Source organism: Wukongibacter baidiensis (genome assembly GCF_050888315.1).
Lineage (GTDB): Bacteria > Bacillota > Clostridia > Peptostreptococcales > Caminicellaceae > Wukongibacter > Wukongibacter baidiensis.
On record NZ_CP138202.1, the window covers coordinates 6,318,915 to 6,332,016 of the forward strand.

At 36.0% G+C, this 13,102-nt stretch carries 11 protein-coding genes; 8 read left to right on the forward strand and 3 right to left on the reverse strand.

What is annotated here, in order from left to right:
- The first annotated feature begins 349 nt into the window (after positions 1 to 349).
- From glpK to gdhA, 8 genes are all read left to right on the forward strand, one after another.
- Positions 350 to 1,852, forward strand: coding sequence for a glycerol kinase GlpK (glpK, locus tag R9X47_RS29015; RefSeq protein ID WP_432664548.1), 1,503 nt, complete (start codon positions 350 to 352; stop codon positions 1,850 to 1,852).
- A gap of 375 nt (positions 1,853 to 2,227) precedes the next feature.
- Positions 2,228 to 3,709 carry an NAD(P)/FAD-dependent oxidoreductase gene (locus R9X47_RS29020; RefSeq protein WP_432664549.1) on the forward strand — a complete coding sequence of 494 codons (1,482 nt, stop codon included), beginning with the start codon at positions 2,228 to 2,230 and terminating at the stop codon, positions 3,707 to 3,709.
- Positions 3,710 to 3,726: 17 nt separating this feature from the next.
- Positions 3,727 to 4,989 carry an NAD(P)/FAD-dependent oxidoreductase gene (locus R9X47_RS29025; protein ID WP_432667709.1) on the forward strand — a complete coding sequence of 421 codons (1,263 nt, stop codon included), beginning with the start codon at positions 3,727 to 3,729 and terminating at the stop codon, positions 4,987 to 4,989.
- A gap of 2 nt (positions 4,990 to 4,991) precedes the next feature.
- Positions 4,992 to 5,354, forward strand: a complete 363-nt coding sequence (locus tag R9X47_RS29030) for a DUF1667 domain-containing protein (RefSeq protein ID WP_432664550.1) — start codon at positions 4,992 to 4,994, stop codon at positions 5,352 to 5,354.
- A 13-nt stretch (positions 5,355 to 5,367) separates the two neighbouring features.
- On the forward strand, positions 5,368 to 6,783 hold the full coding sequence (locus tag R9X47_RS29035; RefSeq protein WP_432664551.1) for a sigma-54 interaction domain-containing protein: 1,416 nt from the start codon (positions 5,368 to 5,370) through the stop codon (positions 6,781 to 6,783).
- Between the two features lie 219 nt (positions 6,784 to 7,002).
- Positions 7,003 to 7,563, forward strand: coding sequence for a GNAT family N-acetyltransferase (locus R9X47_RS29040; RefSeq protein ID WP_432664552.1), 561 nt, complete (start codon positions 7,003 to 7,005; stop codon positions 7,561 to 7,563).
- 163 nt (positions 7,564 to 7,726) lie between these two features.
- Positions 7,727 to 8,131 carry a GNAT family N-acetyltransferase gene (locus R9X47_RS29045; RefSeq protein WP_432664553.1) on the forward strand — a complete coding sequence of 135 codons (405 nt, stop codon included), beginning with the start codon at positions 7,727 to 7,729 and terminating at the stop codon, positions 8,129 to 8,131.
- A gap of 686 nt (positions 8,132 to 8,817) precedes the next feature.
- Entirely contained in the window at positions 8,818 to 10,155 is a 1,338-nt protein-coding gene (gene gdhA / locus R9X47_RS29050) for an NADP-specific glutamate dehydrogenase (RefSeq protein WP_432664555.1), read from the forward strand.
- Between the two features lie 64 nt (positions 10,156 to 10,219).
- On the opposite strand, the gene R9X47_RS29055 is transcribed toward gdhA, so the two are convergent.
- The 3 genes from R9X47_RS29055 to R9X47_RS29065 form a co-directional block, all read right to left on the reverse strand.
- Complete coding sequence (locus R9X47_RS29055) at positions 10,220 to 10,603, reverse strand: hypothetical protein (RefSeq protein ID WP_432664556.1); 384 nt, start codon at positions 10,601 to 10,603, stop codon at positions 10,220 to 10,222.
- Positions 10,604 to 10,820: 217 nt separating this feature from the next.
- A complete protein-coding gene (locus R9X47_RS29060) occupies positions 10,821 to 12,020 on the reverse strand; it encodes an alanyl-tRNA editing protein (RefSeq protein ID WP_432664557.1) in 1,200 nt (399 codons plus the stop codon).
- Between the two features lie 26 nt (positions 12,021 to 12,046).
- Positions 12,047 to 13,039, reverse strand: coding sequence for a hypothetical protein (locus R9X47_RS29065; RefSeq protein WP_432664558.1), 993 nt, complete (start codon positions 13,037 to 13,039; stop codon positions 12,047 to 12,049).
- Positions 13,040 to 13,102 lie beyond the last annotated feature (63 nt).

The following is a 13,102-nucleotide window of genomic DNA, read 5'->3' on the forward strand; positions in this document are numbered from 1 at the left end:
AGATTATAAGTAAAGGCATTAATTTATACATGTGCAAAGTTTCTAAAAAGCTAAGTATTTGTACATGTATAAATTAAGCTTTACTATGTGAATTCTATATATAGTCCTACGCTTGTAAAGTTTAACTTACTCAAGTAGTCACTGAGAATCCTTTTGGCTCATCATATCAACCTGTTTTTTCTATATGATTTTAAAGGAAAAAAAGGTTAATAAAAATCGCTCAAAAGGAAATCTCAGAGCCTACTTTCGTTCCTTAAGTTCTATTGGCGTAGAACTGTACTACAATTTGGGACATTTAGTCCCTTGTTTTTAGTCATAATAAGAATGAAAATTAGGAGGGGGAAAAACTGTGCAAAAAAAATACATATTAGCTTTAGACCAAGGAACTACAAGCTCAAGGGCAATCATATTCAATCATGACGGTGAGATAGTAAAGGTAGCTCAAAAAGAGTTTACTCAAATCTACCCTAAGGCTGGCTGGGTAGAGCATGATCCAATGGAGATATGGGGATCTCAAAGTGGAGTTGCTAGAGAAGTTTTAGAAACTGCTGGTATTAGACCAGAAGAGATAGCAGCAATTGGTATTACAAACCAAAGAGAGACGACTGTAGTATGGGATAAAAATACTGGAAAACCTGTGTATAACGCTATAGTATGGCAGTGTAGAAGAACTGCAAGTATCTGTGATGAGTTAAAGGAACGTGGACTTGAAAGTTATATTCGAGAAAATACTGGACTTGTTGTTGATGCTTACTTCTCAGGTACTAAGGTTAAGTGGATACTTGACAACGTTGAGGGAGCAAGGGAAAAGGCTGAAAATGGCGAATTATTATTCGGTAATATAGATACTTGGTTAATATGGAACCTTACAAGGGGAGAGAAGTTTGTAACTGACTATACAAATGCTTCTAGAACTATGCTATACAACATCAAGGAGCTTAAGTGGGATGAAAAAATCCTTAAGGAATTAGGAATACCTGCTTCAATGCTTCCTGAGGTTAAGCAGTCAAGTGAAGTATACGGATACACTGATCCTAAGACCTTTGGTGGGGCAGAAATTCCTATAGCTGGTATAGCAGGAGACCAACAGGCAGCTTTATTCGGTCAAGCGTGTTATGAACCAGGTATGGCTAAGAACACCTATGGAACAGGCTGCTTCATGCTTATGAATACAGGAGAAGAAATGGTTCCTTCAAATAATGGATTATTAACTACAATCGCTTGGGGTGTAGATGGCAAGGTAGAATATGCATTAGAAGGAAGTATATTTGTAGCAGGTGCATCTGTACAGTGGCTTCGTGATGAATTAAAATTAATCGATGATGCGAAAGACAGTGAGTACTTTGCAACTCAAGTAGAGGATACAAATGGTGTATACGTAGTACCGGCATTTGTTGGTCTTGGAGCACCGTATTGGGATATGTATGCTAGGGGAACAATAGTAGGTCTTACCCGTGGAGCAAATAGAAACCACATAATTAGAGCGACACTTGAGTCAATTGCTTATCAGACTAGGGACGTACTAGAAGCGATGCAGGAAGATTCCGGGATTGATCTTCAAGCCCTTAATGTAGATGGTGGAGCAGTTGCAAACAACTTCTTAATGCAGTTCCAATCAGATGTACTTGGGGTATCTGTAGATAGACCAGTGGTTGCAGAGACTACAGCACTTGGTGCGGCATACTTGGCTGGTTTAGCAGTTGGATTCTGGAATAGCAAGGAAGAGATAGGTAAGAAGTGGGCCGTAGACAAACATTTCGAACCTGCAATGGAGAATGAACTTAAGGAAAAGAAATATGCAGGATGGAAGAAAGCAGTTGAGAGAGCATGCAAGTGGGAAGATGCTGAATAATTCAAAAAATTCTGTATACATTATAACATTTTTAGTGTTCCATGATATAATAGTATTAAACCCGGATCATTCATAGAAAATTCAAAATTCTGCTGCGTCCTTTTGATTCTAAGACGTCCATCAAATTCTCGACGTACCGTATGGGTAGGCCTTCGAACTTGACGAAAGTCTTAGAAATCAAAATTACTTGCACCATTTCAAACTTTCCATGAATAATCCGTGTTAAGAACTGAATAAATAGGCATGAGACTTGGAGAGCCGTACTAGTTAATCCTATGGGAAGATAGGATTAGCTAAGTACGGCTTTTTTGTTTGACTGCTAATTGACAGTTTATGAAGTTAAGGGAGATTCCAACTAAAAAAGGTGGGATAGTAATGTATGATGTGGCTATAATTGGTGCTGGGGTTATGGGTACTTTTATAGCGAGGGAGTTATCCAGATTTAAACTGGATATAGCTCTAATTGATAAAGAGAATGATGTATCAAATGGAACAACTAAAGCTAATAGTGCCATAGTCCATGCAGGTTACGATGCGAAATTTGGTACGAATAAAGGAAAATTTAATGCCTTAGGAAACCCTATGTTTGATAAAATCTGTGAGGAGCTTGATGTGCCTCTAAAGAGAATTGGATCGCTGGTTGTGGGATTTGATAAGGATGATCTAGAAACGATTAAGGGGCTTTACAAGAATGGTGTAAAGCTAGGAATACCAGGGATGGAAATTTTAGATTCCAAGGGAGTTAAGGATAAGGAACCTAATATTAGTGATATGGTTGCAGGTGCTCTGTATGCGCCTACCTGTGGGATTGTGGGACCATGGGAGCTAGCCATAGCCCTTGCTGAAAATGCTGTAGATAATGGAGCAGAGTTATTATTAAACTGTGAAGTAATTGATATAAGGAAGGAAAAAGATCAATACAGAATTATTACTAAGGATCAGGAAATCCTTTGCAGATACATTGTCAACTGTGCAGGTGTATATGCGGATAGGATAAGCAACATGGTGGCATCACCATATTTTAAGATAACACCGAGAAGAGGGCAATACTATATACTTGATAAGAGCGCTGGGGGACTGGTTAATACTGTAGTATTCCAATGTCCAACGAAATTGGGCAAGGGTGTACTAGTGGCTCCTACGGTACATGGAAATATAATTATTGGTCCCGATGCTGAGAATCTAGAGGATAGAGAGGATTTCAGTACGACGGCTGAAAGGTTACAGTTTGTAAGGAACTCAGCTATGAGAAGTATTTCAAATATACCATTTAATAAGATAATTACCTCCTTTGCAGGGCTCAGAGCAGAACCGAGTACCGGTGATTTTATCATTGAGGAACTGAAGGATGCAAAGGGTTTTATAAATGTTGCAGGGATAAAATCTCCCGGCCTATCGTCTTCACCGGCTATTGCAGAGTATGTTGTAGAGTTAATTAAGAAAATAGCTGGAGGCTTAGAAGAGAGGACTGATTTCAACCCAAGAAGAAAGGGAATTGTACACTTTGAAATCTTAAGTGATCAGGAGAAGGCTAAGCTGATAAAGGAAGACCCTAGATATGGAAGAATCATCTGTAGATGTGAAAACGTAACAGAGAGAGAAATAGTCGATGCAATAAATAGAAGTGCAGGAGCCACAACTGTAGATGGAGTTAAAAGAAGGGTAAGACCAGGAACTGGAAGGTGTCAAGGAGGCTTCTGTGGACCAAGGGTTGTGGAGATACTGGCAAGAGAGTTAGGTAAGAGTATAAATGAGATCCATAAGGATGGAGAAGGCTCATATATTCTTACGAAGGAAACAAAGGGAAAGATTATATATAATGCTGACAAATTAGTAGCAGTGTCAAATGAAGAGTGAAGGGAGTGAAAGTGGTGATGAAATATGACATTGTAGTTGTTGGCGGAGGACCTGCAGGACTGGCGGCGGCAATCGAAGCCAAGCGCAGTGGTGTAGACAGCATACTAGTTATTGAAAGAGATAGAGAGTTAGGTGGGATTTTACAGCAGTGCATCCACAATGGATTTGGACTCCATATATTTAAGGAAGAGCTGACTGGGCCTGAATATGCAGAAAGATTTATAGATGAGTTATTTGAACTGGGAATAGAGTATAAATTAGACACTATGGTTTTAGATATTACTGAAGATAGAGAACTGAGTGCTGTAAATTCAATCGATGGATTTATCAAAATTAGTGCAAAGGCAATAATCTTAGCAATGGGCTGTAGGGAAAGAACCAGAGGAGCCATTAATATACCCGGTACTAGACCATCAGGGGTTTTAACCGCTGGTACAGCTCAAAGATATATCAATATGGAAGGTTATATGGTAGGCAGAAAGGTGTTTATACTTGGTTCTGGGGATATAGGGCTAATTATGGCGAGGCGAATGACACTGGAGGGTGCCGAGGTCAAAGCCGTGGCAGAGTTAATGCCATATTCAGGAGGTCTGACGAGAAACATAGTTCAGTGTCTAGATGACTATGATATTCCTTTACTATTAAATCATACGGTAGTTGAAATAATGGGAAAGGAAAGAATTGAGGGTGTATTAGTTGCTCAGGTTGATGAAAATAGAAGGCCAATAAAGGGATCTGAGAAACATTATGAGTGTGATACTTTGCTATTGTCAGTTGGATTGATACCAGAGAATGAGCTATCCATGGGTGTAGGAATCCAAATCGACGGCACAACAGGTGGTCCGATAGTTAATGAATCAATGGAAACATCGGTTGAAGGGATATTTGGATGCGGTAATGTTGTACACGTCCACGATTTAGTAGACTTTGTTACGGAAGAGAGTAGAAGGGCAGGGAAAAACGCTGCTAAGTTTGTAAGGGGAGAGCTCAAAGTCGATGGGTCTTTAATTGAAACAAAGCCGGGCAATGGTATAAGTTATATAGTACCGCATAAAATAAGGACTTTAAATTTAGAAGATAAGCTGGACCTATTTATGAGGGTTAAGGATATATATGTGGGTGCTAAGATTGTGGTAGAGTCCGATAAAGGAATAATTAAGAAATTGAAAAGACCTCATATGGCACCGGGAGAGATGGAGCATTTAGTTTTGGATGCAGAAATATTGAAAGAAAAGAAGGTATCAGAGCTATTAATTTATGTTGAAAGTGAGGGGACCTAGAAATGGATAAAAAAGAAATGGTCTGCATTGTATGCCCTATAGGTTGCCACCTTACTGTGACAAAGGATGATGGTGAGCCCTTAGGCTACTCTGTTACAGGTAATAAATGCAAGAGAGGAATTGAATACGGGATAAAGGAACTAACGAATCCAACTAGGGTTATAACGTCTACGGTAAAAATTAAAAATGCTCATTTGAGAAGGCTTCCTGTAAAGACAAATGGAGCTATTCCAAAGGATTTAAATTTTGAATGTATGAGGCTTATTAATTCTATAGAAGTAGTGGCTCCTATCAAGATGGGAGATGTCATCGTGAAAAATATCTTAGGCACAGGTGTTGATTTAGTAGCATCAAGAAGTATGTAAAGGTGTGTGAGAGATGAGAATAGCAAAGATTAATGATATGAGCAAAACCACCAAGTTTGTGAAAATGGATAATCATGAATATAATTATTCTCATTTATTTTGCAATATGTGTGATGGGATATGTATAATTAACGAATATGGATATGTCGAATATGTCAATAGCGCTTATGAGAAAATATTTCATGTGGATAGAAATGATCTAGTTGGAAAAAGCATCTTTATGACTCAGAATGACGATATTATTCTGACCTCGTTTAGGGAAAAAAGGGCTGTCAGAGGGAAGCTAAAGTACTTCAATGGTAACAGCCAGATCTCTGCATCGACCACAGTGATAGATCAAAATAAAAGCTTTTTCGGTGTGATTGCAATGTACTCAAAATGCCATGCCGATACTAAGGGCAACATGATAAAAATATCGACTAATAGAGTAGTTTCAGACAAGGAAAGACAATATAAGTTTGATGGCGCTTTTAATGACATTATTGGGGAGAGTGAAGTCTTTAAGAAGGTCATGTATAGAGCTCAGAAGGCTTCAAAAACCTCTTCCACTGTACTTGTAAGAGGCGAGAGCGGCACTGGAAAGGAACTGATTGCTAAAGCGATTCATAAAAACAGTAAGAGGTGGGGTGAGCCCTTTATAACTATAAATTGTGGGGCGATACCTTCAAACTTACTTGAGTCAGAATTGTTTGGCCACGAGCAGGGTTCTTTTACAGGTGCAGTTAAAAGGAAGATTGGTAAGTTTGAGCAAGCAGGGAAGGGAACAATATTTCTAGATGAGGTTGGAGATCTTCCATTAGATATGCAGGTGAAATTACTAAGGGTGTTACAAGAAAAGGAATTTGTAAGGGTGGGTGGAAATCAAACGATAGAGGTAGGTGCCAGAATAATAGCGGCTACAAATAGAAACCTAGAAGAAATGGTAGAGCGACAAGAGTATAGAGAGGACTTATATTATAGATTAAATGTTATTCCACTATATCTACCGGCCCTACGGGAGCGTAAAAAGGATTTACCACTACTTATTAATCATTTCATTGATAAATTATCAAAAAAAATTGGGATTCATTCTATAACTTTTACTAAGGAAGCGAAAAAGTGCCTCTGCAATTATGATTGGCCTGGAAATATACGAGAACTAGAAAATATTATTGAGCAATTAATCGTTTTGTCTGACGATAATACTATAGATATAGATGATATACCGGGAAGGATTTCAAGGTTTTACGATGTAAATAGACCTAGTGTCCAGAGCTCTTCTCTTATAAATCTGAAGGTAAATGGAGACTTAGCTACTATGGAGGATTATGAAAGAGAAATAATAAGGCATGCTATTAAAAGGTTTGGAAGCTTTAATGCGGCTGGGAAGGCTCTAGGTGTTACCCATAAAACGGTGGCAACTAAGGCCCGAAAATATAATCTAGTGTAGGGGGCGTCTCAGAATGGCGAATTTCTGCGTTATTTAAAATTTAGTCGACTTGGCACGTACGTTAGTACTAGCCAAACCTCCTAAATTTTAAAACCTTGAACTTCACTCATTCTGAAACACCCCTGGGGCTGAACTCATAAGAAATTTTTATGAGACAGCCTTATTTTTTATGGAAAATGTGATAAACTAGATAGTACTGATGAGAAGGAGGAGTTGTAGATGAATAGGGAGATAGTAAGTGAGAGGCTTGTACTAAAGGTACTAGATGAGACCTTCGCCGATAGGGTTTTGAAATATAATGTTAGAAACAAGGACTTTCTTGGTCAATGGGAGCCTGTTAGATCTGAGGAGTTTTACACAGAAGAGTTTCATAGAAAACAACTTCAGGATGAACTAATAAAAATCAAAGAGGGTAAGCTCTTCAAAGTTTGGATTTTCGAAAAATCCGACAAGAACTTTGAAAAGGTACTTGGATCTATTGCACTGAGTGAGATAATCATGGGATGTTTTTGCTCATGCTTTATAGGATACAAGCTGGATAAGGATAAAGTAAACAAAGGATACATGACAGAGGCATTGAAGAGGGTAATTCAGTATGCCTTTGATGAATTAGGACTTCATAGGATTGAAGCAAATATCATACCGAAGAATGGTCCGTCCTTAAAGGTTGTAGAAAAGGTTGGCTTTTATAATGAAGGTACGGCAAAGAAATATCTAAGAATCAATGGAGTGTGGGAAGATCATATACATATGGTTATTAGGAATGAAGCTATGGAGTAGATTTTAAGTAACGCAGAAATTTGTCATTCTGAGACGCCTTCTTTTTTGTACCGGTACAGTTGAGAATAAAGCAGATTGATGTAACTTACCCTATAACTTAAAATTAAAGTGAAATAAGAATATTAGACGAATATAAACATACATCTATAAGGGGGTTACAAAAATGGAGACAAGAAGAGGCGAATTCCTATTGAGCAATGATAAAGAATTAATAGATATCGAGGCTGTATATATTATGTTATCAAAAACATATTGGGCGGCTAGTAGGCCTAAAGAAAAGGTTGAAAAGGCTATAAAAAATTCTATATGCTATGGTATTTATCTGGATGGAAGACAGATCGGATTTACGAGAATTGTTACGGACGAAGCTTCCTTTGCGTGGATATGTGATGTAGTAGTTGATGAGGAGTATAGAGGTAAGGGACTAGGAAAATGGATGTTTGGTTACGCTGTTGAAGATGAAAGAATAAAGGGAACCTTACAATTATTAGCTACAAAGGATGCCCATGAGTTATATAAGAAGTTTGGATTTGATTATAAAGAATGCATGTTTAAACCGCGTGACTAAGAATAACGAAGATAAGGGCTATTACACAAAGGTTATATTTGTGTGGTAGCCCTTTAAAACTTTAGCAAGCAAAACTGCTTGCATAATTTCGAATTTTCTGTTAATAATTGCGAAAAAAATTTAATAATATTTCACAATTATTAGTTTATATATGTTATAATAGTGACGAAGTCGAGGGTAATCATGATTATGGTTTTACTATTATTAAAAAAAATGAAAAAAATTGGATTGAAAATCTAGACTTTATAGTAAAAAAATGGATAAAACAAAGTGAAATTATCGAAAATGGCAGAAAACTTTCAAAAAAAGCTTGATAAAAAAATATTTTTCTTTTAATATTTACTAATATAAGATAAAATTAGTAGGTGGGGAATGTTAATTTAAAAACTATAGCTGGAAAACGTTTCATTACGTATAATTATTATACTTTGGTTAAAAAGTTAGTATATATATGCAATAGTGTTAAAAAATAATTTCCCTGTTTTTATTGGGGTGTAAGTTGTTTTCGATCATTGTTAATTTACATAAACAAGTATCATGATGGCAATAATTTAAACTGTAGGTCATGTTAGAGAGAGGACTGAACTTAAAGTTTTTACAAACCCAAATTTTTTTTGTGAATAAAGGAAAGTATTATAAGGTCTGCTTTTCTTTATCATATATATTTAACAAAAGGAGAGATGTATATGTCTTATATTCAAGAGGTGTTAGAAAAGGTTAAAGCAAGAAATGGTAGCGAACCTGAATTTATTCAAGCAGTAGAGGAAGTTCTTCATTCGCTTGAGCCAGTTATTGAGAGACATCCTGAGTATAAAGAAGCTGGAATCTTAGAGAGACTTGTAGAACCTGAAAGACAAATTATTTTCAGAGTACCATGGGTTGATGACAGCGGAAAAGTTCAAGTAAATCGTGGATTTAGAGTACAATTCAATGGAGCTATTGGACCATACAAAGGTGGTTTAAGATTCCATCCATCTGTTTATGTTGGAATTATTAAGTTCTTAGGATTTGAGCAAATCTTCAAGAATTCTTTAACTGGTCTTCCAATAGGTGGAGGTAAAGGTGGTTCTGACTTCAATCCTAAAGGAAAATCTGATGGAGAAATCATGAGATTCTGCCAAAGCTTTATGACTGAATTATATAGACACATTGGTCCTGACATAGATGTTCCAGCTGGTGACATCGGTGTTGGTGGAAGAGAAATAGGCTTCATGTATGGACAATACAGAAGAATTAGAGGAGCCTTCGAAAATGGAGTATTAACTGGTAAAGGATTAATGTATGGCGGTAGCTTAGTAAGAACTGAAGCAACTGGATACGGATTACTTTACTTTGTAGACGAAATGTTAAAAGCTAATGGACATTCAATGGAAGGTAAACTTGTTGCAATGTCTGGTTCAGGAAACGTTGCAATCTACGCTAACGAAAAAGCTACTCAATTAGGAGCTAAAGTAGTTGCTATGTCTGATTCAGCTGGTTACATATACGATGCTAACGGTATCAACTTAGAGACTGTTAAGAGATTAAAAGAAGTTGAAAGAAAGAGAATTAAAGAGTACGTTAAAGAGCATCCAGAAGCAGAATACCATGAAGGTAATGTTTGGGAAGGTAAATTCAAGTATGATATCGCACTTCCTTGCTCGACTCAAAATGATATCGATATGGATAGAGCAAAGAACATCATCGAAAATGGTGCTATTGCAGTAGGTGAAGGTGCTAACATGCCTACATCTAACGATGCAATAAACTTCTTCTTAGAAAAAGGTATTCTTATGGCTCCAGCTAAGGCTGCTAATGCAGGTGGAGTTGCTACATCAGCTTTAGAAATGTCTCAAAACAGCATGAGATACTCATGGACATTTGAAGAAGTTGACGCTAAATTAAAGGATATCATGGTAAACATCCATAAGAATGCTATGGAAGCTTCTCAAGAATATGGATTAGGATATAACCTAGTTGCAGGTGCAAACATTGCTGGATACAAGAAAGTTGCAGCTGCAATGTTAGCTCAAGGTGTTTACTAGAATTTTATAGATATAAAAACAATAAGGAGTCTTCAGTAGAAGACTCCTTTATTATTTTGTGCTATTACTTGTAATAATACTTGTTGTTGTTATCAGGGGCCTTTTTAATGCGCTGTCCCCAAAGGTCCTTAGCAAGATCATCTGAACAACATACACTGCAAATCTTGTTCATAGGAATTAGACAAACTTCTGCACAGTCATTTTTTCTTACAGCGATGTAATCTCTGTTAACCTCGTCTAAAGTAACATTGTCATAGGTGTCACCATTTGTTAAAGAAACGTTCACTTTTTGGCACTCTAGATCCTTTAATGCATCCTTAAAACACTCTGGATATCTGTTATCATAGTAAACTTTCTCTTTTTCATAATAAAGACATAAATCTTCATCATAATTTTTACCGTAACCTCTCATCATTGGTGGATAATATCCGAATTGATTGTTCCACATAAGGAAAGTCCTCCTTTATATTAATTATTGATACTGATAAAATTCTAACCTTAATATCAATATATGAAGAGATACATGAATTTGTTATAAAAAATTTAGAAAAATTTAACCCGGGTTTAAGAGAAATATATTGGAAGTATAACGAAAGGAGAGACTAGCTAAACAGGAAAAGACCCTGATAACTCAGAGTCTTTTGTACTATGTTACTTAAATGAAATTAGCAGAAATTTTTAACTCTATTATAAGCTAAATCAATGGCCGAGTGAATACCATCAACATTTTTTCCTCCTCCTTGAGAAGAGAAGGGACTTCCACCGCCCTTTCCATCAATCAAAGTAATGGATTCCTTCAAAATATCATTCATTTTAATAGCGTCTAAATCCTTTGAACGACTAAAAATAAGCTGAGCCTTATCATCGCTAACTAATCCAAATATAACAGCGGTTCCGTCGTTATTAATCAGAGTAGTTGATAATTGTTTTACTTCATTAAAGTCTCTATCGTAGAATATTTTCTTTATAATCCTTGAATTGTTGATAGTAGAGCTATTATTAAGTAGATCGATTGCTTCAAATGAAATAAGCTGCTCTTTTAAAGCTTTATTCTCTTTCTTCATATTAAGCAATTCTTCGTTAATTCTCTTTATACTGCTTAGAATCTCATCGGATTTTACAGAAAGATTTGCTGAAAGCTGATTAACTACATTATTCTTAAGCAGATAGTCATCTAAAGCTCTATTTCCACATGCAAACTCTATTCTTAAGCCAGATTTATGCTTTTCAAACTTTTTAATCTTTATTAGACCTACTTCTCCAGTTCTATTTGGATGGGTTCCACAGCAAGGAGAATAATCCAAATCATCTAATTTTACTATTCGAACATTTTCAAGTACAGTTGGTGGCTTCCTAAGGGGTAAACTAGCTAACTCCTCCTCAGTGGGATATAGAATATCAACTGTAAAGTCATTAAAAACTAATTGATTTGCAAAATATTCAACCTTGGTTATATCGTGGTAGGATAAAACTTTATCTATATCAATAGTCAAAGTATTGGGGCTCAAATGAAAGCCTACTGTATTTGCATCATAAAGCTTCTCGAAGGCAGCAGATAAAATATGCTGGCCTAGATGTTGCTGCATATGATCAAATCTTCGTTCCCAGTTAATATGACATCTAACATTGTCTAAGGCAGATGGCAGCTGATTAACTACGTGATATATTTTTTCTCCAGCTTCATAAACCTCTAAAACTTCTATATCACCAATGAAGCCTGTATCCGTTGGCTGTCCACCGCCTTCAGGGTAAAAGGCTGTCTGATTAAGTTCTAAGTGAAGCATATCATCCTTCTCTACTATTTTTAAAATATTCGCATTAAATTCTTTTATGTAGGGGTTCTTATAAAATAATTTTATCGTCAAGTACATCCACTCCTTATTTATCAATCCTATTGTTGTTCGTCAATTACTTCTTTGTCTATATACAATATTTTATCAGAAGTAGTCACTAACTTATATTTATTTTTCGAAAAACCACATAAATTTTTACTATCGGTCTCGCTATCACTATGAACAAAGACTGGAACATCGTTAAATGTCACTACATCTTCCTTTCTACTGAACTTTTCAAATTCTTTATTCCAGAAATATCTATACTTATAGGAAGTACTATTTTCTATTTTAAATTCATTACTCTTAGGGATGGTATTATCGCCCTTGGCTTTATATTTATTTTTTGTACCTGAAACATCAATATATAGATCTGAGTTTTCAATAAAAAGTATATTGTTTTTAATTGTATTTTTATTCCATTCGTCCTTAGGGGCAGACTCATCTATCCATACACTTTTATATATCTCTTCATAAAAGGTAGTTTCTTTCAGCTTCTCTTTAAAGATATTTTTTTCAAACATGTAGATTTCTAGAAATTTCTCATAATAAAATGCTCCAAGTCTTTCATCGGCAATCTGATGGATTACTAAAAAATCGTAGTCTTTATCAGGGATTTTAACAAATTGAATTGTTTCGATTGGAAGTAGATTCTCAATCTTCTGAGCAAAACTATAGTTTTGCCCCGTATCGCTGAATACGCATACTGTTGCCAAGTCTTTTGACAAGTTTAAAGCAACTATAAGCTCATCGCTACCACCGGGCAGAACATTTCCTTTATAGGTTTCGAGATTGATATAATCTATGTAATTTTGCCAATTTGTATAGTCAAGAATATCGAGGCAGATTTTCTTTAGTTCGGTTTCAGCTTCTTTTTGTTTGACTATATTACTGCTATCAAGCTGTTCAATTAGGCTGTAAGGGATAGAGCTGTTAATAGCATTGAAGCTATCGATGGCAGAAGTATATATCGTTGTTAGATGTCCTTGGTTTAACGATATTGTGGAAGCTACAAGTAAAATAACTAGTACAAATATGAGTTTTCTTTTCAATGTGATCCCTCCTTTGTATAAATATATGAAGATAATTAGAAAATACTTCACAATATTAAAAAA